At 47.0% G+C, this 23,326-nt stretch carries 19 protein-coding genes and 1 pseudogene; 10 read left to right on the top strand and 10 right to left on the bottom strand.

The genetic code is table 11. The features are described from left to right. Nucleotides 1-225 precede the first annotated feature (225 nt). The 5 genes from truA (at nt 226) to G8759_RS16040 (ending at nt 6,957) form a co-directional block, all read left to right on the top strand. Nucleotides 226-987, top strand: a complete 762-nt coding sequence (truA, locus tag G8759_RS16060; RefSeq protein ID WP_167209658.1) for a tRNA pseudouridine(38-40) synthase TruA — start codon at nt 226-228, stop codon at nt 985-987. A 149-nt stretch (nt 988-1,136) separates the two neighbouring features. Next, nucleotides 1,137-1,703 carry a nucleotidyltransferase family protein gene (locus G8759_RS16055; protein WP_232074310.1) on the top strand — a complete coding sequence of 189 codons (567 nt, stop codon included), beginning with the start codon at nt 1,137-1,139 and terminating at the stop codon, nt 1,701-1,703. Nucleotides 1,704-1,810: 107 nt separating this feature from the next. Further along, entirely contained in the window at nt 1,811-4,147 is a 2,337-nt protein-coding gene (locus G8759_RS16050; RefSeq protein WP_167209653.1) for a glycoside hydrolase family 65 protein, read from the top strand. A gap of 169 nt (nt 4,148-4,316) precedes the next feature. Next, nucleotides 4,317-6,284 carry a tetratricopeptide repeat-containing sensor histidine kinase gene (locus G8759_RS16045; protein WP_167209651.1) on the top strand — a complete coding sequence of 656 codons (1,968 nt, stop codon included), beginning with the start codon at nt 4,317-4,319 and terminating at the stop codon, nt 6,282-6,284. 37 nt (nt 6,285-6,321) lie between these two features. Then, nucleotides 6,322-6,957, top strand: coding sequence for a response regulator (locus G8759_RS16040; RefSeq protein ID WP_167209649.1), 636 nt, complete (start codon nt 6,322-6,324; stop codon nt 6,955-6,957). Nucleotides 6,958-6,988: 31 nt separating this feature from the next. Here G8759_RS16040 and G8759_RS16035 read toward each other — a convergent pair whose 3' ends face one another. Then, a complete protein-coding gene (locus tag G8759_RS16035; protein ID WP_167209647.1) occupies nt 6,989-7,372 on the bottom strand; it encodes a hypothetical protein in 384 nt (127 codons plus the stop codon). A 324-nt stretch (nt 7,373-7,696) separates the two neighbouring features. On the opposite strand from G8759_RS16035, the pseudogene G8759_RS16030 reads away from it, so the two are divergent. Both G8759_RS16030 and G8759_RS16025 read left to right on the top strand, forming a co-directional pair. Then, a pseudogene (locus G8759_RS16030) lies at nt 7,697-8,964 on the top strand (spinster family MFS transporter). Between the two features lie 88 nt (nt 8,965-9,052). Next, entirely contained in the window at nt 9,053-10,357 is a 1,305-nt protein-coding gene (locus G8759_RS16025; protein ID WP_167209645.1) for a serine hydrolase domain-containing protein, read from the top strand. Between the two features lie 20 nt (nt 10,358-10,377). On the opposite strand, the gene G8759_RS16020 is transcribed toward G8759_RS16025, so the two are convergent. The 3 genes from G8759_RS16020 to lgt all read right to left on the bottom strand — a co-directional run bounded on the left by G8759_RS16020 (nt 10,378) and on the right by lgt (nt 14,383). Beyond that, complete coding sequence (locus G8759_RS16020) at nt 10,378-11,448, bottom strand: acyltransferase family protein (RefSeq protein ID WP_167209643.1); 1,071 nt, start codon at nt 11,446-11,448, stop codon at nt 10,378-10,380. A gap of 154 nt (nt 11,449-11,602) precedes the next feature. Then, on the bottom strand, nt 11,603-13,054 hold the full coding sequence (locus G8759_RS16015; protein ID WP_167209641.1) for a glycoside hydrolase family 140 protein: 1,452 nt from the start codon (nt 13,052-13,054) through the stop codon (nt 11,603-11,605). A gap of 306 nt (nt 13,055-13,360) precedes the next feature. Continuing rightward, on the bottom strand, nt 13,361-14,383 hold the full coding sequence (gene lgt, locus G8759_RS16010; protein WP_167209640.1) for a prolipoprotein diacylglyceryl transferase: 1,023 nt from the start codon (nt 14,381-14,383) through the stop codon (nt 13,361-13,363). A 266-nt stretch (nt 14,384-14,649) separates the two neighbouring features. On the opposite strand from lgt, the gene G8759_RS16005 reads away from it, so the two are divergent. Beyond that, nucleotides 14,650-15,297 carry a class I SAM-dependent methyltransferase gene (locus G8759_RS16005; protein WP_167209638.1) on the top strand — a complete coding sequence of 216 codons (648 nt, stop codon included), beginning with the start codon at nt 14,650-14,652 and terminating at the stop codon, nt 15,295-15,297. A 245-nt stretch (nt 15,298-15,542) separates the two neighbouring features. Here G8759_RS16005 and G8759_RS16000 read toward each other — a convergent pair whose 3' ends face one another. The 5 genes from G8759_RS16000 to G8759_RS15980 all read right to left on the bottom strand — a co-directional run bounded on the left by G8759_RS16000 (nt 15,543) and on the right by G8759_RS15980 (nt 20,751). Further along, on the bottom strand, nt 15,543-17,651 hold the full coding sequence (locus tag G8759_RS16000) for a M56 family metallopeptidase (RefSeq protein WP_167209636.1): 2,109 nt from the start codon (nt 17,649-17,651) through the stop codon (nt 15,543-15,545). 11 nt (nt 17,652-17,662) lie between these two features. Further along, entirely contained in the window at nt 17,663-18,058 is a 396-nt protein-coding gene (locus G8759_RS15995) for a BlaI/MecI/CopY family transcriptional regulator (RefSeq protein ID WP_167209634.1), read from the bottom strand. 308 nt (nt 18,059-18,366) lie between these two features. Beyond that, on the bottom strand, nt 18,367-19,107 hold the full coding sequence (locus G8759_RS15990) for a hypothetical protein (protein WP_167209632.1): 741 nt from the start codon (nt 19,105-19,107) through the stop codon (nt 18,367-18,369). 33 nt (nt 19,108-19,140) lie between these two features. Beyond that, a complete protein-coding gene (locus tag G8759_RS15985; RefSeq protein WP_167209630.1) occupies nt 19,141-20,235 on the bottom strand; it encodes an AMP-binding protein in 1,095 nt (364 codons plus the stop codon). A gap of 66 nt (nt 20,236-20,301) precedes the next feature. Then, complete coding sequence (locus G8759_RS15980) at nt 20,302-20,751, bottom strand: QcrA and Rieske domain-containing protein (protein WP_162385168.1); 450 nt, start codon at nt 20,749-20,751, stop codon at nt 20,302-20,304. A 113-nt stretch (nt 20,752-20,864) separates the two neighbouring features. Between G8759_RS15980 and G8759_RS15975 the strand changes: the two genes are divergently transcribed. Together G8759_RS15975 and menB are read left to right on the top strand one after the other, a co-directional pair. Then, complete coding sequence (locus G8759_RS15975) at nt 20,865-21,323, top strand: DUF2452 domain-containing protein (protein WP_167209628.1); 459 nt, start codon at nt 20,865-20,867, stop codon at nt 21,321-21,323. An 80-nt stretch (nt 21,324-21,403) separates the two neighbouring features. Next, nucleotides 21,404-22,228 (top strand): 1,4-dihydroxy-2-naphthoyl-CoA synthase, encoded by an 825-nt coding sequence (gene menB, locus G8759_RS15970; RefSeq protein ID WP_167209626.1) that lies wholly within the window; start codon nt 21,404-21,406, stop codon nt 22,226-22,228. A gap of 181 nt (nt 22,229-22,409) precedes the next feature. On the opposite strand, the gene G8759_RS15965 is transcribed toward menB, so the two are convergent. Further along, on the bottom strand, nt 22,410-23,219 hold the full coding sequence (locus tag G8759_RS15965) for a hypothetical protein (RefSeq protein ID WP_167209624.1): 810 nt from the start codon (nt 23,217-23,219) through the stop codon (nt 22,410-22,412). Nucleotides 23,220-23,326: the final 107 nt, after the last annotated feature.

Here is a 23,326-nt window from a genome sequence, read left to right as displayed (position 1 = left end):
GCGGTAGCTTACGGTTGAAAGGTGTCTTTACTTTCGTTCTTTCCTCTTTTTATCGAGGGCTTTGGTTTGAGGCTTAACAGGCTTTAGACTAGAGCCCTTTTCCTTTAGGCGTTCAATGCCAGGAAAAGGTTCGTATTTTTGTAACCTTATATCTTTCACTCAAAGCCGTGCTATGGTTAGTACACCCACCTCCTACACGAGTCGTGTCTCGGCTAGAACTCTTATATGCGTTATTTTCTTGAATTAGCTTATCGAGGCACCAATTATCATGGCTGGCAACGGCAACCCAACGGCCGCAGTGTACAGGAAGTGCTCGAAAATGCTTTGACCATACTTTTCAGGTTCCCAATTGCCATTGTGGGCAGTGGCCGTACCGACACGGGCGTTCATGCCGGACAACAATTTGCCCATTTTGAAACCGACCAACCGCTCCCCAGAAATCTACTTCGATCAATAAACAGCCTTATTCCTAACGACATAGCCGTTTATGACTGCTTTCCGGTTCGGTCCGATGATCACGCCCGCTATACAGCTACATTTCGGTATTATCAATATCAACTTATTCGCCGGAAAGATCCGTTTCGGGATGGTTTAGCCTATGTTTTTACGCTACCGCTCGATGTCGAGCTTATGAACGAAGCGGCAATCCGACTGCTCCATCATACTGATTTTGAAAGCTTTAGTAAAGTAAAAACTGACGTTAAAACGTTCAATTGTCGAATTGACTTTGCCTACTGGGTTATAGACCAGGCGGGTAATCTAACGTTTCATATCAAGGCCGACCGTTTTCTGCGGGGCATGGTCCGGGCAATTGTTGGTACATTGCTGGATGTGGGTCAGGGGCGGCTTAGCGTCGATGAATTTGACCGCATTATTCTTGCCAGAGATCGCAAAAAGGCTGGGCGAGCCGCCCCCGCCGACGGGCTATCGCTGGTCGAAGTAGGGTATCCAGCGGAGGTGTTTGCCCAAAAAGGCATGGGTAGCTGATCGTGTTGATTGGCGCAATTTCTAACGGTTTATTCTCACTCCACGCTCCTGACTACTCATTACTTTTTCCTACATTCGTCTTTCATCAAAAACAAGTTCTTGCATTGAAAATTGGAACGATCATATTAGCGGCTGGTGCTTCAACACGCATGGGTGGCGAACCGAAGCAATTATTAACCTACAAAGGACAGTCGCTCATTCGTCGGATTACGGATACAGCACTGGCGCTCAAAACGGGTCCGGTTATTGTTGTGCTGGGCGCCAACCGTGAGCGAATCGCGCCAGAGTTGGCAAGCCTTCCCATTACCCTTGTAGACAATGAAGCCTGGCAAACAGGAATGGCCTCATCGCTCAAAATGGGGCTTGCGGCTCTTTATATAACCAATAAAGACATCGATGCGGTCCTGATTCTTCTCACCGATCAGCCGCTCGTATCGGTCGGGTTGCTACAATTTATGCTTGAAACCTACATCAGTGAAAATAAGGGCATTGTGGCCTGTCGTTACGATGATCAGTTGGGTGTCCCGGCCCTCTTCGATCGAAAATATATTGAGCAAATGCTGCAACTGGAAGGTGACAAAGGCGCAAAATGGGTGATCATTAAACACAAACAGGATTGTGCCGAAGTTCCCTTCGAAGCAGGAGCCATTGATCTGGATTCCAAACGCGATGTCGAATTGTTTGCTTTAGCGCAGGCGGGTGTAACTCCGTCGTGAAGATGATGGAAATCCCTATTTTTGCTTCCAGCGAATCGATCTATTTTTAATTAAACAGGTTTCACCGATCTGTCCAAACCCTTCAGGCGACTTTATACCCTATCTGAATGAAAAATTACATTACACAGGACCCCTGGTGCATTATTGAAGAGGGGTTTCACCGTGACTACAACGAGATTTCTGAAAGTGTAATGTCCCTGGGCAATGGCAGGCTTGGGCAGCGGGGCAATTTTGAAGAGAAATTTACCGGCAAAACATTGCAGGGCAATTACGTTGCCGGTGTCTATTATCCTGACAAAACACGCGTCGGCTGGTGGAAGAACGGTTACCCCGAATACTTCGCCAAAGTATTGAATGCAGCCAACTGGATTGGTATCGACATCGATATTGAGTATGAATCGCTCGACCTCAATCACTGCGAAGTTCGTAATTTCCGGCGGGAGCTCAACATGCAGGAAGGATATCTGGAACGCTCGTTTGTAGCGATTCTTAAAAGTGGCAAAGAACTTCAGGTTAATAGCAAGCGGTTCTGTTCGATTGTAGACGACGAAGCCGGGGTTATCCGCTACGCGATCAAACCACTCAATTTCGACGCCAAGATTACCATTACGCCCTATATCGACGGGGCGATTCGCAACCGAGATGCCAATTACGACGAAACATTCTGGGACGAAGTGCGGAAGGAAACTGGCTACGGAGAGGCTTACATTGAACTGCGCACTCGAAAAACCGGCTTTCACGTTGCCACCGGTATGGCTATTGAAATTGAGCAGGACGGTGTTAAAATCGATTATCAATCGCAGCCGATCAAGTACGAAAAGTACGTAGCCAATCGCATGACGCTCGACTGTCGGCAGGGTCAGGAAACGGTCATTTATAAATACGCGGTCAATCTGTCGTCACTCAATTACGATCCGGATACGATTCTTCTGGAAGCCCGTCAGAGCATGCAACGAATTACGCGGAAAGGATTCGACAAGATGCTGTTCGAGCAGATGCAAGCCTGGGCCGATAAATGGAAAATGAACGACATCATCATCGACGGTGATGTTGCCGCCCAGCAAGGCATTCGGTTTAACATTTTCCAGCTTAACCAGACCTATACCGGCGAAGATGAACGATTAAACATCGGACCCAAAGGATTTACGGGCGAAAAATATGGCGGCTCAACCTACTGGGACACTGAGGCATACTGTCTCCCGTTTTACCTCTCCACTGCCGACCAGAAAGTAGCCAAGAACCTGCTGGTTTATCGCTACAAGCAACTGGGGAAAGCCATCGAAAACGGGCAAAAGCTAGGTTTTCGGGCCGGAGCTGCCCTGTACCCGATGGTGACCATGAACGGCGAAGAATGCCATAACGAATGGGAGATTACGTTCGAGGAAATTCATCGCAACGGAGCCATCGCCTACGCTATATACGACTATGTTCGCTATACGGGCGACGAGCACTATCTTGTTGAGTATGGCCTGGAAGTACTGATTGCGATCAGTCGGTTCTGGAGCCAGCGCGTACACTGGTCGCAGGCCAAACAGCAGTACGTGATGCTCGGGGTAACGGGGCCGAATGAGTACGAGAACAACGTCAATAACAACTGGTATACCAACTACATTGCGGCCTGGACACTTCGGTACACCATCGAAGCCATCGAAAAAGTAAAGGTCCTTGATGCTGAAAAATATGGCGATCTGATCGATCGTATTCACTTCCGCGAAGAGAAGGAAATGGCTACCGTTCGGCAGATTATCGAAAAAATATACCTGCCGAAAGACGATGAACGGGGTGTTTTTCTGCAACAGGAAGGCTTTCTGGATAAAGACCTCATGCCGGTCACTGACATTCCAAAAGGGCAGCGTCCGATTAATCAGCACTGGTCATGGGATCGGATTTTACGGTCGTGTTTTATCAAGCAGGCTGATGTGCTACAGGGATTGTACTTCTTTGAAGATGAATTTGATACGGAAACACTCAGGCGAAATTTTGACTTCTATGAACCCATGACGGTTCATGAGTCATCACTATCGCCCTGTGTTCATAGCATTCAGGCTTCGAAGTTGGGCATGCGCGAGAAAGCCTATGAAATGTACCTCCGCACGGCCCGGCTCGATCTGGATGACTACAACAACGACACCGAAGACGGCTGTCACATTACGAGTATGGCCGGAACCTGGCTGGCAGTCGTGAAAGGCTTCGGTGGCCTGCGTGTAGAACAGGAACAAGGAGCCGATTCTCAGCTAGTTTTAAATCCCTATTGCCCTGATCAATGGCAATCGCTGGCGTTCAAGATCAGATTTCGGAGTGCGTTGCTGCAAATCACGACAACGCAGACGGACATAACGGTTAAGAACTTTTCGGCACAGCCGGTTACCCTCAAATTACATGATAAAGCCTTAACAATCAAGGGGCAAAATCAGCAGACAGTGAGCCTGAAAGGAAAGTCCTGAGAATAAGCACTAGCCTGTATAAAAAGAGAAACCCGCCAGATATTGACGGGTTTCTCTTTTTATAAGCGTCGAATTCAATCAAAAAAATACCGATAAAAACACCTGTTTATGAATACACAATCAAATAATTACATTTGTTGAAGCCTCTCTAATCAATGTCAACTAAATTATGCGGGCCCGTTTGATTTATCTGGTTACGGTTTTTTCTACCTGGCAGTTTTTCAGTACAAACGGCCATGCCCAGCCCTTGCCGAATCCAACCGATACCAGCTATGTGATGACTTTGCTGAAAAAAGGGGAAGCTATTGAAACAAAGCAGGCGACCACGGCGCTGGCTCATTATCGGAATGCATATGAGTTCTCAAATAAAATAAACTATACGAAAGGATATTTTGAGAGTGTTCGGCTCATGGCCTATCTGCTGAACAACCTCGGCCGGCACGACGAAGCGAGAAAAATTGCCCAAAATGCGCTACAGAAGGCCAAACAGGATACCTCAAAACGGAACCTTGGCCTGAGTTATTTTGCCTTAGCGAATACCGCTCTGTTTTCGGGACGGTTTGCCGAAGCCATTCCAAATTATCGACAGGCAGCGCATTACATGAGGCTGATCGGCAAATTAAAAAATGTGGCTGTTATCAATCAGAATTTGGGGTATATCTATGAACAACAGCGAATGTATCCGCAAGCGCTGGATCATTATAAACGAGCGCTGGCATTCGACAGTACAGATAAAGGGGACCCTCGTTCGATTGCTTCAGATTATTTCAGCATCGCCAATCTGCTTAGTAAACAGAATAAATTACGAGAGTCGCGCGCCAATTATTTAATGGCCAGGCAATGGATTGATCCTAAAAACGACCTTGATTTTATGATCAACCTCTACAATAACCTCGGCTACCAATATAGTGCCGAAGCGAACTATGATTCGGCTTTATACTATCAGCGTGAAGGGCTTCGAATGAGTCGGCAGCTCGGGAATCCCAGGCATGAGCTTCACTTACTGATGTCGCTGGCGCAAACGAACAATAGAATGAAGCAATTCGTGCGGGCTATACCGTTATTGGATGAATCATTCGCTATTGCAAAGAAGAATCAGGTTGGCTTGGCCGAGTTCGCTAATATTTATCGGGAATATGCCATATCAACCGAAGGGCTTCATGCCTACAAAGCCTGCGCAGAGTGGCTCGATAAGTATGTTGGGGCAAAGGATTCGCTCAACAATCAGGAAACGAAAGAGCTGCTGGCAAGCTATGAACTTCAGCTTAAGCAAGCGGAAGCCCGCCAGAAAATCGCCGAGAAACAGCAACATATCGATCGGCTGGAGCAGCAACACCAGCGTCAGAACTTATGGTTATTAATTGCGGGACTGATCATTTTGGCCGCAATTGGCAGTCTGTTCTTCGCCTATCTTTACGCGAAACAACGCCAACGAACAGCCAACAACGCACTGTTAGCCGCCCAGCGGGAGCACGAACTGGTAGCCATGCAATCGGAAATACAGGGCCAACAGAAAGAACGGCTCCGGATATCAAAAGAAATGCACGATGATCTGGGAGCATCCCTGACGGCCATTGGGTTACTGAGCGAAGTTGTTAAAACCCGAATGGGACCAAACACTACCCCCGAAATAGAGAAAATTTCGAGCATCTCATCCGATATGGTCACCTCCATGAATGAGATTATCTGGTCGCTGAACACCAAAAATGACAGCCTGAACGGACTGATCGCCTATACACGATCCTATACTAGTGAATTCATCGACAATACTTCGCTTAGTCTGAAAACGGATGTCGAAGAATCACCCCTTGAAATTCCGATGCGGGGTGCCGACCGTCGGAATGTATTCCTGACGGTAAAAGAAGCCCTGAACAACGCCGTTAAACATGCGCAGGCTACGCAGGTGAGACTCGTGATCCATCCGCAGTCTGACCAGCTCCTGATCGAAGTATGCGACAATGGGCACGGGTTTGTATCGAATGAAAAGACTAGTTTGCGGAACGGATTAGGCAATATGCAGAACCGCATGGCTGAATCGGGCGGCACCTGCGACATTTCGTCATCACCAGCGGGAACCTGTGTAAAAATCAGTTATCCCTATCCAACCGTTTCAATGAAGAAAATAATGCAGCTGTAGTATAGCGTTAAATGCATAAATCGATGAATATTGCCGGATGAAAACCCCCATTACGGTTGCCATTGTTGAAGATAAAGAGCCTATTCGCCAATCATTAGCCATTCTGATCGACGGAGCCGATGGATTTGTGTGCCAGGCGTCTTTTGAGACGGCCGAAGCAGCCCTCGATTACTTACCCAGCCATTGCGTTGATGTTGTCTTGATGGATATTGATCTTCCTGGCATGAATGGAATCGACTGTGTTCGTCATTTGAAGGCACATTGCGCCAGTACACAGTTTATGATGTGCACGATGTATGACGAGGATGAAACCGTTTTTGAGGCACTAAAAGCGGGCGCTAACTCGTATATTCTGAAGCGGAGCCCACCTCACAAACTGCTCGAAGCCATTACTGAACTCTACGAAGGCGGATCGCCTATGAGCAGCACCATAGCCCGTAAAATCGCCGTCTCGTTCCATGTTGGGCCAGCTGCTCCTAACGAACTGGATGTGTTGACGCCCCGCGAGCGTGAAATCCTGGACCGGCTGGCCAAAGGTCATAGCCACAAGGAAGTAGCAAATGAGCTATTTGTCAGCCCGACTACTGTACGAAAACACATTTTCAACATCTACGAAAAGCTCCAGGTACACTCTAAAGTTGAGGCTATCAACAAATATCTGGGCCGGAAATAAGGACGTAATAACTTCACCGATTATCTTCTGTTCAATCAATCGGTTCGTCGCCCGAAAATAAGGTAAATGATTTGAGTGGTAACGGCTCTCCCACGGGAGAAGCGTCTGGATCATCATCGAAATCCAGCCGAACCGATATCTGTTTCTCGCGACATAGCACTTCATAATACAGCGAGAATTCATCCATCGGGATATTTGTATTTCCATAGAACCCCCCGGTCGATCGCTTCTCCATTGTTCCGGTCGACGCATGCTTTGCTTCTGGCACAAAACTCAGGCTGTAAAACTCGAGCTTCCCCGTATTAGCCTTAAAATGCAGGTGAATAAACCGGTTTCTAAAGGGCGACTGGCTTTGACTATTTCCGTGCGCCAATAAAACAGAATAGGTATCAATTTCAGCGATAAAGGTTGCCATGGTGTTAACGCATTACAGGGTTTACTGGGGTAATATTATCATTCTTTGAGCAGGCTATCAAAATAGCATTAGCTTACGGCAATTAAGCTGGCAATTAATTCCCTTTCACTACTATTGATAAATCGATATATATCCCCGATTAACAAGGCTCTGAATCCATTTCTACCCTTCTCAAGACAGACAAAATCCGTGTCTGTATCGGGACCGTAGTAAAAGGTATGTGATTTGTCCTTCGAAGGATTGTGTAGGTCTATTGAACACATTAGTATTTCCGACGGCTTTAGTTCTTTTTTACCAGCAGGTTACCCTTCATTCAACGCCTATATGCAAACAGGAGAAACCACTAGCAATGAGGTAAGTAGCCTGTACAGGAATTATGTCCTGGCGATGCTGACATTGGTCTACGTCTTCAACTTTGTTGACCGGCAGTTACTTGTTATCCTCCAGGAGTCGATAAAAAAAGAGCTACATCTGTCGGATACCCAGTTAGGGATGCTCTCCGGGTTTACGTTTGCCCTATTTTATGTTACACTGGGTATTCCCATTGCTCGTCTTGCCGACAAAACAAATCGTAGAAATATAGTGGCCGCGTCGCTGGGTATCTGGAGCCTAATGACCGCCAGCTCGGGTCTGGTTCGAAATTACGTACAACTGTTGTTGGCCCGCATTGGCGTGGGGGTTGGGGAAGCAGGGGGAAGCCCTCCAGCCCATGCCATGATCTCCGATTACTTCCCGCGCTTTCGATTTACTCAACTGGCATTTATTTCGGGGTATTGACGGGTTTCTTACTGGGTGGTTACCTGAACCAACAGCTTGGCTGGCGAACAGCTTTTTTTGTAGTGGGTATACCGGGTGTTATTTTTTCATTGCTGTTTTATCTATCGGTGAAAGAGCCCCAACGTGGAGCAACCGATGCGAATGCATCGTCGGCCATGGAGTCGCCTTCGTTGCGCGAGGTGTTAAAGCGATTGTATGCGACCAAAACCTTCGTTTATCTGGCGATGGCCACGGGTCTGCATGTCTTTTGCATTTATGGTCTGCTTAACTGGGCGCCCTCTTTCCTGGCCAGGATTCACAAGATGACGAACTCAGAAATAGGTGCTTTACTCGGCCCTATCTTTGGCATCGGCGGAGCAGTCGGTTCATTTGCGGGTGGGTATCTGACGGATTATTTCGGAAAAAGAGATGAACGATGGTACCTGAAAATTCCGGCGTTTGCGATTATTATCTCTATTCCGTGTGCAGCGGGGGCCCTTTTTCTGGAGAATACAGTATACTCGGTGTTCTGCTTAGGATTAACCGCGTCGCTTCACAGTACCTATTTGGGGCCCTCAATTGCAGTGTCCCATAGTCTTGTTCCAGCATCGATGCGTTCCCTGACATCGGCTATTCTGTTTTTTGTACTCAATTTCATTGGGCTGGGTTTTGGGCCATTGGCGGTTGGCATGATCAGCGATGGGCTCGCTCCTTCTCTGGGCACCGAATCCCTGCGATGGGCCATGTCGATCATCATCGTTATTAGTTTTGGCTCGACCGCACTCTTTTTAGTTTCTGCCAAAAAATTGGCGGTCGATCGACGGTTGGCGAGTTGACTTTTCAATCGATTTTCAGCAACTCTTTCCCTTGACCTACAGGCCCTTTCGTATTTTATTACTTGTTTGTTTTTGACAATCCTCTACAATGAATCGTTACCTAACTGCTCTGTTTACTGTCGTTCCATTTATTGTTTACTCCACCACGGCCCAGGCGCAAGCCAAAATCCTTACAGAAGCGGCACCGGCAGCTGGCGGCTTTTCTGCTGCCCGCCTTGCCCGATTGGATTCTGGTATGAGTAGCTGGGTCAACCAGAAATGGGTGAATGGTTCGGTAGTCCTAATAGCCCGACATGGCAAAATTGTTTTTTACAAAGCGCGTGGATACAATGATCAAACGACGAATGCGCCACTTCTTAAAAACGGAATCTTTCGGGTAGCCTCACAAACAAAGGCACTCACAACGGTGGCCGTTATGATGCTGTGGGAAGAAGGAAAGTTTTCGCTGGATGATCCGGTTTCCAGGTTCATTCCCTCCTTCGCCAATCAAAAAGTGTTGGCTAACTTCCGGGCAAAAGACACCACCTATACGACCGTTCCGGCTAAACGACCTGTCACGATCCGTGATCTGCTGACGCATACATCGGGCCTGGGCTACCCAGCGATCGGGCCACCGGCAGAAAGTGCCATTTATGCAAAAAACGACATGACGGGTGGAGTTGGCATAAAAGGCCAGAAACTTTCCGATGCCATGACCCGCCTGGGTAGTCTGCCACTCTTTTTTCAACCCGGTGAACAATGGAAATATGGGTTAAATATGGATGTATTAGGTTATTTGATTGAGAAATGGTCAGGTAAGACACTCGAGGATTTTTTTCTGAAGCGGATCTGTCATCCACTTGGGATGAACGATACTTATTTTAATGTGCCCCCTGAAAAAGGCTCCCGGCTGGTCAATTTTTTCCAGGGCGATTCGACCGGAAATATCCAAAAGCAAAACTCGGTTTTTGGTGGCGCACTCGACATGAACTACCCACTCCAAAAACATGATTATTTTTCGGGCGGTGGCGGTTTGTCAACCACCATTTACGATTATGCAATTTTCCTGCAAATGTTGTTAAATGGTGGTGAATACAAGGGTGTACGGTTGTTGGCTCGCAATACGGTTCGCCTGATGACCATGAATCAAATTGGCGACCTGAGTCCAAATATTGGTGATCATGCCAGTGATAATAAATTCGGGTTTGGCTTTTTGGTTATTTCAGAAAATGGCAGCCGGTTTACTCCCAGCCAGGCAGGTACTTATTCCTGGGGTGGCGTCTTTTCAACCTCTTATTGGGTTGATCCTAAAGAAGATATGCTCGTCCTGATTTACCGGCAAATGTGGGGGCCGTATGTTACAAATACTGACAAAGCATTTAAACCGTTGGTGTATCAGGCGATCAACGATTGATGTCTTATCACAGGTTTCAGTTATCGGCGTCTGGCTAAATAACGTCGAATGGGCTCATCATAGAGCACCAGTACCAGATAGGCGAATCCAGCCAGAAAAATGACCCCGGTAACCACAATTAGTGACAGATGCAGCGTATCCGGTTTATGACTGGCCAAATAGCTGCCGAAGATCCACATAGCCCCGTAGTGGGTCATATAGAGCGGATAGGAAAGTTTGCCTGAGAACACACACAGTTTTTTAAGTCCAGGCGATAGGCTAGCCCCCGCTCCTGCCGCAATCAGGGCCGGGAAATAGAACAGCACAATGATCGGCTCGACTAACCAGTTCCATCGGGTAAACGGTATGAGAAATGCCAGTATAAGCAGTCCTGCCACACCCATGAAGCCAAGGTTATTCTTTAGGATCCAGTTGGCCCGGTAAATGAATAACCCGGCCAGAAACGAGTACGCTACCCGGGCACAGCCATCCCAGAAGTTAGACCCTGCCCAACCGCCCAACAGATTACCGGCCCGGTAACTAACGAAACAGAGTGCTACTGCTGCCAGCACGATTAATACGGACAGATAGCGACGGCTGATCCGGTATAGTACAAGGGCATAGATAATATTGGCAACGTATTCCCAGAATAATGACCACGCTGGCGCATTAAAACTGAACAGGTTGAAAGCCCGCTCTTTCATGATGGGCAGCGGAATGAGGAATATCGAGCAAACAAAGGTCAGTAACAGGTTTGGCCGACCAATCAAACCGGGCTGAGCCGCAAATGGATCGAACAGAAACGCCAGTAAACCTATTACCGATCCTAAGATGACAAGGGGGTGCAATCGGATCAATCGTAGTCTAAAAAATGCTGCGAATCCCAATCGACGAATTCGGTCGTCATACGCGTAGCCGATGACAAAGCCCGATAAGCAAAAGAAAAAATCGACGGCTAAAAAACCGTGGGCGATGAAATTCCCGCTGGGATCGGTATACACCCACTCCATGAAATGAAAGATTACAATGGCCAGAGCCGCCACTCCGCGCAATCCATCCAGAATAAAAAAGTGGGACTTTGTGCTTGTTGTAGCCGAATTTATTTCTACCATGCGTATACAGTTGCGTCTTTACTTAGGATCAGCGCAAATTTTGTCATATTTTCTGAGTCGGCACGGCGAAATCAATAAACCTGAATGGTAAGCGCCCGTTAAAAAGATCGTAGGTGACTGGTTGTAGTTTAGAGTTGTTAAAATCGAAAATGCATTAAGGTCCTGGATAGGGGTACTTTTGAGCAGTATCATCGATAATCAATACCCAATCCATGGCCGATGCATTAGATTGAGCAGGTGGTGTGAATGTTAGGGCTCCCGTCATTGGACCTTCCTTTCCCTTAAAAATATGGCCAGTTCGGGGATCAAACCACCAGGCTCGCTTTTTATCGCCTGACAAACGCGTTACATCAATCGTTACGGGTTTGCTCGTCGGCAGATACACCATTACGTAGGTACTTGCCGAATCGCGCGTGGCCATCACCAAATCCCGATAATCCGTTCCCTTAGCAGACTGAATCAGCGTCTGATCGGCCAGTCTGGTAAAATAAGGTCGCGAAAGCATCAACTGTTTCAGATACCGCAGTTGTCCGGCAGCTTCGGCATGGAGTGCTCGATTCCACCCAATCAGGGTATCGCCAACCGTGAGGGGCGCATAGCGCGTTGTATCCAGAAACTGCCAGACCTGATGATGACCATACGTGAAACCACACATACTAGCAAAAACACTGCGGTATAACCGGGAACGAATATCATAGGCGTTGAAATATCCTCGTTGGCGCGTCCACTTTCCATCCCAGGGATTAATGGGATGGTCTTCATAACAGGGCTCCATGTCGAGAGTGGGTTTGGGCGGGTTTAGCGCTAAATCCCGCCCAACCCAGTTCCAGGCATCTACATCGCGGGAGCCGTGACCGGATTGAAACGAGTTGAAATCCAGCCAATTCTCCTGATGAAAGTAGCCTGAAGAAGACTTCCCTCCTTTTGGGTGATAGCTCATCAAATGCCGTTTTTGGCCCTCTCCTTCTTTAATCCCTGCTACCATTGCGCGCCATATTGGGCGATCATCAAAGTGAAGATTATCTTTTTCATAGACCGTTGGACAATCGCCCCCGATTATCCAGATAAGATTAGCTTGATTCGCGTAGCGATTGCCAAGAAATTTACCATAAGAACGGGCTTTCTGCTCATTAAAAATAACGCCTTTCGAACTCCAGTGATGCGATACATGGTCTCCCCAAACCGGGTTTATGGCGACATACAAGCCCATGCGGGCCGCGGCCTGAATGACAAAATCGACATGATCCCAATAATCGTATTGAGCGGCCTCTTCCGGGTTATTTCCGGGAGTTAGGGCTAATTGGTCGGGATTGTTATCGACAAACGGGAAATCCCCATACCGATTCGGTTTGTGATTATCTGCTTCATTGGCAAAGGCCAGAGCAACCACCTGAATGACCGTAAAGCCCTGTTGACGTCGCGTGTCCAGGTAGGCTTCCGTATCGCGTCGATCCATTCGGTGAAACAACTCCCAGGCAGTGTCACCCATCCAGAAAAAAGGCTTTCCATCCTTATCCTGAAGATACCGGTGATTGGGATGGACCCGAATCTGTGCCATCGTATTTAACCAACATAAGCAGATAGACAACACAAACAACTGTTTCATAGCCGACTGAATTTATTTCCTCTTTTACGACTCAAGGCACGTATTTTACTAGTGCATCCTCCAATAAAAATGTGCAAAAGGTCCGGGCCTACGCTTCGGTGAAAATGCGAATAGGTGGGTTGCCCCGACGAAGAATTGCAATGTAGCAATTTAGTAATCTCACGGTTTCGCTACGATTGACTGATTAATTAACGGATCTATGACATGCTTCCAACAAAAAACCAAATCCAACTTTACCACATAAAAGTACAATCTTCTGACCCATTATTATTTATCACTATTCATATAATAAGCGTATAATTAACACTATATTATATAGTTTACTTTAGAATCAGGCTGTTTCAGATCTACTATATGATCTTGTAAATGTCTTATATTGCAAGCTTGTTTGTTAACAGTTGGTACGTCGCAGTCATTAGACCAACTTGACTGATGATCTTTGCTCGAATCGGGTAGTGATGATGTATGCTCACAACGGTAACAAAGGCTTGTTGATTGGATTACTAATGCCACTGGAACGAATAGAGTAGGTCTGATAAAATTTCTCAGCAACAGATATAAGCCAACTACAACAGCTGGTATACTCAAAATCTGACCCATATTCAGGCTCATACTGTCTTCAAAAGCAACCTGATTTTCTTTGAAGAATTCCCAGAGGAACCGAAAGCCAAATACCCAAACCAAAGATATACCTAACATCGTACCTGGTGCCGATTGGGTACGGTATGTTCTCCAGTACCAAATTAGCATAACAAACAGCACCAAATAGGATAACGACTCGTAGAGTTGGGCTGGGTGACGGGCCACCTGACTAAACTCTTGATTCTGCAAGAACACGAAAGCCCAGGGCACGTCGGTTGGCTTACCAACTATTTCTGAATTCATCAGATTGCCAAACCTGATGAAAGCTCCGGCAAGGGCAGCTATGATACACACACGGTCAGTGATCCATAAAAACGTTTGACCAGTCGTCTTGCTGGATGCCCGTTGGGTATAGAGCCACAAACCAATACTAATGCCTATTATGCCTCCATGACTGGCAAGACCAGCGAAAGGAGGAGTTATAATCTGTAACGGGTTGTGCAGAAACAGGGAAGGTTCGTAAAAAAGAAAATGACCTAGCCTTGCACCTAAGATGGTTGAAACGACCATCGTTATAAATAGTGGATCCGTATCAGACAGAGGTTTTTTCTCAGTCTTGAAGATGAACGTCATTAGTTGGAGTCCGATCAGAAATCCGGCTGCAAAGCATAAACCATACCACCGAAGAGGCCAGGAGCCGATACGAATGATCTCAGGATCAATGTTCCAAATGATATACTGAAGCATACTCTCGTGTTATATGAGTGGCATTACACAAAGTAATCCCAAGATATAGTTAATTCTGATTTCCCTGTGCCTTCCCAATCAGCGATCGAGCGTTTAAATACATAGAATCTCAAAATATGACCTGCCTACTTTGTTCGTGTAGTCAGAAGGGTATCGCATCAACTAGTATTGATTAGCCCCTACTATCTTTTACTTTAGAAAATAAATTATATGCGACAGCATTTGACGAACAAGTACTGCACCTAAGTGCCTTGTCAAGTTAATCAATGGGAAAAACAACCCGATTTATCTCTACTTTCGATTGGATTGCGCCGGTTTATGATTTACTGGCAAGTGTGGTATTTGGGAGAAAACTTCAACAGGCGCAGGTTGTCTTTTTAACTGATATTCCGCCAAAGGCATCGGTGCTTCTGGCAGGCGGTGGAACTGGCTGGTTGCTCGAACAGCTTTTGATGAAGAGAAATCCGAAACGGGTTCTTTACCTCGAAGCGTCGGTCCGAATGGTAGCCCTGGCCAGTCAGCGAATAATCCAGAAAGCAGTACTGGGTACGGTCGAATATCGGGTAGATACGATCATGCACCTGCCAAACGGCGACCAATTCGACATTGTTATAACGCCTTTCCTGCTCGATCTTTTCCCAGAAGAAACGCTACAATCCTCATTAATACCTCAACTTCGAAATTCGCTTAAACCCAACGGGATCTGGCTTGTTGCAGACTTCATAGGCACTGATGTCTGGTGGCAAAAAACGCTGCTATGGGCTATGATCCGTTTTTTTCGACTGACGGCTGGCATTGAAACAACGCAGCTGGCCGATTGGCAACGGCTTCTTGCGGAGGCCGGTCTATCACTTCAGAAACGGCAGCCTTGCGTAGGCGGCATGGTCTCAACCGAGGTTTGGCACTTAAAATAACGCGCTAGTCTTTCTTTTGCAAGGATTATACTTTTCATGACTCGTGCAACCGATTTTACATCAAAATAAATGGGCCAGCCGGGTAACGTTTAGTCGTTTCCCAGCTGGCACGTTAACCGTTATACTCGTTCGGATCAGGCAGCTACCCAAATTTCATTTCTCTTTGCCATCAACTGGCGTTTTTTCATACACAAAAACACCCGGTTTGTCGTAATGGCATTGTTTATTAGGACATATCATTGAATCTATTTAGCCATTTTGCTAATGCCCGTGCGACCGTTATGATTATAAATTATTTCGAAACCGGCTTCATTTACATACTTTGCTTTCAGCTTCTGGTGTACCGATTCGGGTTGTTTTACTCCGTTCACTTCCAGTTCATCATTCGACAGTCTGAATGACAGATCGCTCTTATCGGTGATAATTCCTTCCCTGATCAGGTCGTCGATGACACCACGGGTTGTTTTTTCAAAATAGATTCTCGCTTCTTCAGCTCTTACTCTTGCGTGTTCGGCCTGTTTTTTGGCAACCTGAGCCATTCCCCGTACTTCTTCTGCCCTGAGCTTTGCCATCAAAGCCAAGCTCCTGTTATCCTCAGCCATCCGTTTTATTTGTTCGGCATGTTCGCGTAACTCAACCAGGTTATGATCAGCGTTTTCGGCATGCAGTTTATCCTGCTGGACTTTGGCTTTTAAAAATGCCTCGTCCCTTAATTTAGCCGTCTGTGCACGTAATTGATCCAGTTCTAGTTGAAGTTCGGCCTTTTTATAGGCCAAATCGGCATCTTTCATGGAGTTCAACTTATCCATGGCTGCCCGAACCTGTTTATCTTCTGTTCGTAGTTCGGCCTGCATTTGCATTAACTCGGCTTTGTGTTTTGCCTCGATTGCCGATAAATGCGCTCTTTCAGCATAGGTCTTTGCTTTCTCAGCCTGTTTTCTGGCCAGCATTGCCTGCCCCCTTGCTTTTTCGGCTTGTTTACGATCACTTTCGGCCATCCGCTGGGCCTCCTTTACATCCTTGATAATCGTATCGAGTTCTGCTTTATAGGTAGCAATCTGTTCGTCCGGAATCTGTTTGCCATCGATTTGCAAGGAGGAGATAACGCCATTTTTCTCAATAAACTGATATTTCTTTCCACCCTTCGTGATGGTATAGGTTCCCGTTCCGACTTTGTCTTTTTCATTATACTCGATGCTCGTCGTTTTGGGCAAGGTGTCTGGTTGCACGGTCATATACGACGGTTTAACCAGTCGGTTACCGGGTAAGATCGTGGCATAATTCTCCCGGATTTTCTGGTGGTAGGACGAGGGGACGAAAGCAACTGTTACAAAAACGGCAATGGCGATACTTGACGTCACAAAAATCTTTTCCATGGCATTTAGTGGTTGGTTATTGTTGTAAACTATTCGTTTGATCCGTTCCAGCAGGTGATTACGTTTCCGGGAAAGCATCATTGCGTATGACTGTCGATTCAGATTGTACTCCTGAAAAGCGACCAATGCGTTAATGAACGAGGTTTTATTGCCACTAATGGCGATCGCCATATCGTCGCAGCAGTGTTCGCGCTCTTCCCGAATCAGCGCCGAAACCCACCATACTGCCGGATTGAAAAAGAAAACACTTTCGGCAAAACTCTGCATCAGGTTGACCAGATAGTCTTTCCGTTTGATGTGAGCTAATTCATGCAGCAGAATGGCTTCAAGCTCATGGACCGGCAATTGGGCCAGTAACCCAATGGGCAGTAAGATGACAGGTTTTAGTAACCCAACTACTGTTGGTACGTTAACCAACTCTGACTCCAGTAACAAAACAGCCTTTTTCACGCCTATTTTTTGAGCCAGTACACAGAGTTTATCGACCCAATGTTCTGTTGGTTTGTGCGTTTTATAATGCCTGATTCGTTGAATATGTCCCAGACTGGCCATGGCCTGCACAAAACGTGCGCTGAAGATGATAAACCAGATTGTTACAATCAACGCAGCGTTTTCAGCCACTGAATCCATTAGCCAGCTAACAGGTGTTCTACTGGCAACCCACTGAAAATCAACAGGCATGTAAGACGAAAAACGGCTGACATTTGCCGGGTTTGATAAATTGGTTAAAGCTGGGTGACTGGTTTCTAATTGACGGAATTGCAGATAGAACGTAAAGCCGCTACCGATAACAAATAGAGAAAATAGTAAGGCAAAAAGCTGATAACGTAAAGTAGAACTGGATTTTCTGGTCAATACAACCACAATTGCCGTTACAGCAGCCAACAGCAGCCCCTGCCACAACGAATGAACTAGCGTACGGCATATAGCCTGAGTCAGGTGTTGCCACCCGGAGAGTGAGGTTTGTAGAGGCTGCATGTAAGAATGAGTTATCGTTGATCCAGATTTTTCAGAAAATCCTTAATTGCCTGTAGCTCTTCGGGTGATGTTTTTTGATTACCCAACAATTGCATCACCAGATTGGAAGCCGAACCGTTATACATCGAATCGACATACCGTTTCAGTAAATAATCTTTCGTTTTCTTCTCTTCGTCCACCGGGCTGTAGACATGCTTCATACTGCTTTCATCCCGTTTCAGTATGCCCTTTTCGGCCATGATCTGCATCAGTTTCAGCGTTGAGGTATACTGTACGGCCCGTTTCTCCTCGTTCAATTTATCATTCACAAACCGAACCGTAGAAGGCCCAAATTGCCAGAGAACCTGAAGGATTTCGAGTTCAGATTTAGTTGGCTCAGCAGGAATATCTCCGTTTGTTTCTTTCATGAATCAAAGGTAGGAAATTTTTCGTACGAAAAAATATTTACCTTATTTTTTTCAACTAATTGCGGTTATGACTTTCGCGGAGGAGCGTGCCACTGCACGGCGGACCGTGGTTATCAACTCGTCATTAGTAAGCGTGGCACGCTCCTCCGCGAAAGTCATAACCGCATGAATAGGGCGACCAATAAAAAAAGCGTCTAGAGAGGTGGCATAGTATCCTACCGCTTTAGACGCTTTCGATTACCTGAAAAGCTGAGGCTTAACGCGCTAAACAGCTATAAATCAGACAACAAACCCTTTACCGAGTAACCTCACAGATTTCTAAACAGCTTCAATAACGCGGGCAATTCACTAACATCATACCACTCCTCTCCTCCCAAATTGAGCCACTGACCGTCACGTTTAGGGCGTTTAAGCTGAGCCTCATCATCTTCATAGTCGTGATTGTAAACCTCAGCCATAATGTGCTGTAAGGCAGACCAGGATTGCGTTTTAGTCGATTCTTTTCGATTCTGGCTTTGTACAACTTTCACTGTACGATCGGCAAAGGAAGCCGTCAGGCGAATTTCCAGCTCACCCTGCTGATTCGCAAAATCCAGGTAGGTAAGTTCAAACGGACGTTCGCGGCCAATGGCTTCATACGATGCCTGAATTAGTTCCTGCACCAGGTATTGCCAGCTATCGGCATTTTTTGGCCTTCCCTGCCTTGCACCCGCATTATCTGTTTCTAGGGTAATATCCCAGTAATCATCATCTTCTCCGAGGGTGTCTTCGTTCGAGGGCACCAGTTGAGTTTTGTTGACCAGATCCGTCATCGTTTGCCACCAGGCTTTCGGCAAGCGGCCCGACCAGGAAAAGTCATCGTCCCGCGTATACCCCTCAGCAATCAGTTCGTCATCGTCAATATCGTCGCGATCGGGATAGGTAATTGACAGATCAATCTGCAACGACTTATCCGCTGCCGCACGAACGGTCAACGTGTAAAAATAAGCGTAGGGCGCGGGCAACGACCGGGCCGTTTGGTAGCGAATTTGAATACTAGTGAAGGACATGCTTTTTTGTGTGCCGGACAACTGGCCCCAAAGTTAAGGGATTCGGGCGATTGTGGCGTTTCGGTCAATTTTACCAGTAGGTGTTTCCGCAAACTGACTAACGGCAATCTGTTCTTTCGGTACTGCATATGGACCCACCTGAAGTCGAACGGCTTCCTGAACGGCTCTGAACTGGTCACTGCTCAGCGATTTTTGTTCAAGAATAACAGCGATCCGCTGACCAAGCCGTTCGTCGGCCAGGCCAGCGACAATCAACCGGGGTATCGCTTCAGCCTGCCCAACACTGGATTGACCAAACAACGCCAGCGTATCCTGCACCACTCGCTCGACCTGTTCTGGCTGAACTTTTACGCCACCCGTGTTCATGATCGTATCTGCCCGGCCCAACAGCCTGAATTGGCTGGGTTCTACTTCACGTAGCAATTCAACAACGTCGTTCGTTTGAATTCGCTCAAAATTGGTGGCAGCCGCCGTAATGTGCAGGCAATCTCGCTCATCGGTTCCTAGTACGACTCCTTCCAGTGCGGTAAAAAGATCACTTTTCATAGGTCCGTTCAGCCGACGCAATGCAACATGTGAGACTGTTTCAGTCATGCCATAGGTCGCAAAAATAGGGGCATCGATTGCCTGTAATGCCCGTTCAAGAATAGGGCTGGTAGCTGCTCCTCCCACCAGAATAGCCTTCATGTCGTTCAGAATCGGCAATTTCCGTTGTGTAGCCTCAATGATCGTTTGCAGTTGTAACGGTACAAGTGCCGTGAAATCAAAATGAGTTTGATCAGGTTCAAAAGCTGCCAATGGGTTACCCGATGGCTCGAGTACCGTCATTATCATTCCCAACTCCAGTCCCCGAACAAGCATCATTACACCTGCTACATAACGAATGTTAAGACAAACCAATGCTTTATCGCCCAGTTGCAGACCAAGCGTCTGGCCTGTCAGGTGTGCACTGGCCCGCATCTGTGCCCGCGTGAGCGTAATTGGCTTAGGCGTACCCGTTGACCCGGACGTATGCAGAGTAAAACTCGTTTGACCACTTAACCACGCCCGGCAAAATTTCAGCGTTTCGGCTTCGTAGGCCGAACCGGGCGTTGGCCAGGAATCAGGAAGTAATGGATTTACTATCATTATCAATTGTCGAGACACAAGGCTTTGCACCTCGACATAATCCGTACTTAATTATCCAATTTTTGATTAGGTGTGAATGCGAAGGTTTCCATTGGCAAGATCGGCAACCTGGTACTGCTTTAAGGGTAGCGTAGCCGGCCCTATTACTACTTTACCCGTAGTATCAAACCGCGACAGGTGAAGCGGGCAATAGAACTGATTTTCAGCCGATTTATAGACTAACTCTGTTCCCTGATGGGTGCATTTAGACGATACAGCGAGGAATTTGCCGTCTTTTGTCTGGGCTACGATCACATTTTTAATAACGACATACCCCCCTTTTACTTTCAGATTTTCATTGACCTTATCATTCAGATTCAGGATCAGATCAACCAGTTGGTCAGGATCAGCCGCCGGTTCACCCGCATCGCCCTTCGAGCAGCCCGCGCTGCAACGCGTTAGCAGGATCACACCAACGCTGGTACCGACTAATCGAAAAAACTCATGTCGGTCCATTGTGGGTAAGGTGTTTTGCATGTTGGTTCGTTGTAATTTTGCGGATACTATCGCTTACGCGATGTAAATATGGTTTTTTTTTGTCATTCAACGACAGCGAACAAAGACGCTCGCCGGGCGGTTACCCAAACAATATGGAAGAAGCAAAAGTAATTGTCAATCCGATCTCTCCAGATAAAGTTGCTGAAGCACCCGGACTTCTGGAGTATGCACACACGGTTGGCGGAGCCATAATCCGCCCCGAAGACAAAGGTAAAATTACAGGCCGAGCCGTAGCGGCCATGCGCGAACAAACTGACATGCAGTTAAGTCAGCTTTACAAGCAGATGCAGCTACTGGCAGAACAGGCCACCGCCATCAGGCATCGCGTTGAAATATCGGAACGGATTTACGCAGCTCAAATGAGCTTCGAACCGGTTGTTGGGCATACCTATCACTTCTATCAACGTAAAAACGGAACCGATCTGTTGTCTATGGTTGGTCCAACCGAATGGGGACGCAAGTTTCCGTTCGAACGCTGCCTGGCCACTGTCCGCATGATGGCGGATCATACGTGGGATGTGCAGTATCATGAGGTCTCATTCGAGGAGTAATCGAGCAAAAGAGCGAAAGAGCGAGTTGAAAGGGCCGCTTTTTCGCTCTTTCACTCGTTTGCTCTTTCACTCGTTTATTTATGCAAAGTAACTACCCCTGGGAACCGATTAAAGAATATCAGGAAATCCTATTCAGCTATTACGATGGCATTGCCAAAATCAGTATCAACCGACCACACAAACGTAATGCGTTTACCCCACTGACCGTCAAAGAGATGTCGGAAGCCATGGAACTGGCTCGCCAGGACGAACGAGTTGGTGTCGTTATCCTGACCGGTGAAGGTGGCGAAGCATTCTGTAGTGGTGGTGATCAATCCATACGTGGTCATGGGGGCTATGTGGGTGAAGATCAGGTTCCCCGTTTGAACGTACTGGATTTACAAATGCAGATTCGTCGGATTCCGAAGCCGGTTGTGGCTATGGTTGCCGGGTATGCCATCGGTGGTGGTCATGTGCTGCACGTTATCTGCGACCTGAGTATTGCTGCCGACAACGCCCGTTTCGGCCAAACCGGCCCTAAAGTGGGTAGTTTCGACGGCGGGTTTGGTGCTTCTTATCTGGCTCGCGTTGTTGGTCAGAAAAAAGCCCGCGAAATCTGGTTTTTATGCGACCAGTACGATGCGCAGGAAGCACTGGACATGGGGCTGGTAAACAAAGTAGTGCCGCTCGATCAACTGGAAGAAACAACAATTGCCTGGTGCCGGAAAATGCTGGAGAAAAGCCCAATTGCTCTCCGAATGCTCAAAGCTTCGTTCAACGCTGAACTCGACGGACAGGCTGGTATTCAGCAATTGGCTGGCGACGCGACACTCTTATATTATCTGTCGGAGGAAGCCAAAGAAGGAAAAGACGCCTTCCTTGAAAAACGGAAACCTGATTTCAGCAAGTTTCCGAAGTTTCCGTAATCAAGTCCGAATGCATTTCCGCTTACTGCACTAGTGTCTTACTTTTTTACGGCAACGAAGCCCGCCAACAGGAACTCAATGTGGCTCCTGTTGGCGGGCTTCGTTCGTTTCGGACTGTTATACGCTCTACATGATCTGATATGACCGCTTAGAAACAGTTCAAATGCGGAGTTAACCAACTTTATTGGTAGACAAATTCCCGAATACTTGACGGCCAGTTGGGATCTATGTCCGAAACGACAAACTCCCGCACAGCGCGGCCTTGCGGATCGAAATCGTACTGATGGGTGAATACTGTAGTCTCCGGCGAGGACGAGTTCGTCGACGTTGACACCATCGTTTGTTTCAGGAGCAAATTCTGGCTTTGCTGCCCCCGAAATGTCAGTGGCGAAGGAATGCCAGGCTTGGTTAGATCATACTCATATTTATTCTTCTGAATCAGCCCAGAGCTATAGACGGTTTCCTTCGCGATAACATTTCCGTTTTTTATAGTGTAGGTATCCCGCTGATTATTTCCCGTATAGCTTATCAGATAACCCTCAGCATCATACACATATTCGTCGGGACCCTGGTTTCCTTTCAGGTATCCTTTTGCGTTCAGCAACAATGTATTCAATAAGTCTTTGCTTTCAGAGTTCTGGTATCGCTGGATAAGGTCAGGTGTATACTGGTACGAAAGTTCCTCCCACCAGCTCGCATTGTTCCGGGCACTCGTTCGTTGCCGAATCAGGCGATCATTGGTATCGTAGCTGTAATCATTCTTAATCCTCCAGGTAAGCAGCAATTTTTTCCCATCGAGCGTCACTGATTTTTCGCCATCAGTACTTATCAAATACTCCGTGATTTGTACGACCCTACCCATTTTCGCTGAAGCAGGAGTCTGTGTTGAGGTAGGCGTAGTAGTCTGTGGGCTGATATTGACCTGAGGAGTCGTGCAGGCCGACAGCAAAGCCAGTGGAAAGAGCAATGAGAAAGTAGTAATTGGTTTCATTCTGTGGAAGATTTTACTTGATGGGTTTGAAAATAATTAACAGAATGTCATATATCAAAACCTGCAATTAAAAACGACGATAAGCAATCAGACAAAAACCTCATAAT

This window comes from Spirosoma aureum (assembly GCF_011604685.1).
GTDB lineage: Bacteria > Bacteroidota > Bacteroidia > Cytophagales > Spirosomataceae > Spirosoma > Spirosoma aureum.
This window is presented reverse-complemented; position numbering and strand designations above follow the sequence as displayed.

Excerpts from the sequence above, each read along its gene's own strand:
- truA (WP_167209658.1), top strand. The coding sequence starts at position 226 with ATGCGTTATTTTCTTGAATTAGCTTATCGAGGCACCAATTATCATGGC.
- G8759_RS16055 (WP_232074310.1), top strand. The coding sequence starts at position 1,137 with ATGGGTGGCGAACCGAAGCAATTATTAACCTACAAAGGACAGTCGCTC.
- G8759_RS16050 (WP_167209653.1), top strand. The coding sequence starts at position 1,811 with ATGAAAAATTACATTACACAGGACCCCTGGTGCATTATTGAAGAGGGG.
- G8759_RS16045 (WP_167209651.1), top strand. The coding sequence starts at position 4,317 with ATGCGGGCCCGTTTGATTTATCTGGTTACGGTTTTTTCTACCTGGCAG.
- G8759_RS16040 (WP_167209649.1), top strand. The coding sequence starts at position 6,322 with ATGAAAACCCCCATTACGGTTGCCATTGTTGAAGATAAAGAGCCTATT.
- G8759_RS16035 (WP_167209647.1), bottom strand. The coding sequence starts at position 7,372 with ATGGCAACCTTTATCGCTGAAATTGATACCTATTCTGTTTTATTGGCG.
- G8759_RS16025 (WP_167209645.1), top strand. The coding sequence starts at position 9,053 with ATGAATCGTTACCTAACTGCTCTGTTTACTGTCGTTCCATTTATTGTT.
- G8759_RS16020 (WP_167209643.1), bottom strand. The coding sequence starts at position 11,448 with ATGGTAGAAATAAATTCGGCTACAACAAGCACAAAGTCCCACTTTTTT.
- G8759_RS16015 (WP_167209641.1), bottom strand. The coding sequence starts at position 13,054 with ATGAAACAGTTGTTTGTGTTGTCTATCTGCTTATGTTGGTTAAATACG.
- lgt (WP_167209640.1), bottom strand. The coding sequence starts at position 14,383 with ATGCTTCAGTATATCATTTGGAACATTGATCCTGAGATCATTCGTATC.
- G8759_RS16005 (WP_167209638.1), top strand. The coding sequence starts at position 14,650 with ATGGGAAAAACAACCCGATTTATCTCTACTTTCGATTGGATTGCGCCG.
- G8759_RS16000 (WP_167209636.1), bottom strand. The coding sequence starts at position 17,651 with ATGCAGCCTCTACAAACCTCACTCTCCGGGTGGCAACACCTGACTCAG.
- G8759_RS15995 (WP_167209634.1), bottom strand. The coding sequence starts at position 18,058 with ATGAAAGAAACAAACGGAGATATTCCTGCTGAGCCAACTAAATCTGAA.
- G8759_RS15990 (WP_167209632.1), bottom strand. The coding sequence starts at position 19,107 with ATGTCCTTCACTAGTATTCAAATTCGCTACCAAACGGCCCGGTCGTTG.
- G8759_RS15985 (WP_167209630.1), bottom strand. The coding sequence starts at position 20,235 with ATGATAGTAAATCCATTACTTCCTGATTCCTGGCCAACGCCCGGTTCG.
- G8759_RS15980 (WP_162385168.1), bottom strand. The coding sequence starts at position 20,751 with ATGCAAAACACCTTACCCACAATGGACCGACATGAGTTTTTTCGATTA.
- G8759_RS15975 (WP_167209628.1), top strand. The coding sequence starts at position 20,865 with ATGGAAGAAGCAAAAGTAATTGTCAATCCGATCTCTCCAGATAAAGTT.
- menB (WP_167209626.1), top strand. The coding sequence starts at position 21,404 with ATGCAAAGTAACTACCCCTGGGAACCGATTAAAGAATATCAGGAAATC.
- G8759_RS15965 (WP_167209624.1), bottom strand. The coding sequence starts at position 23,219 with ATGAAACCAATTACTACTTTCTCATTGCTCTTTCCACTGGCTTTGCTG.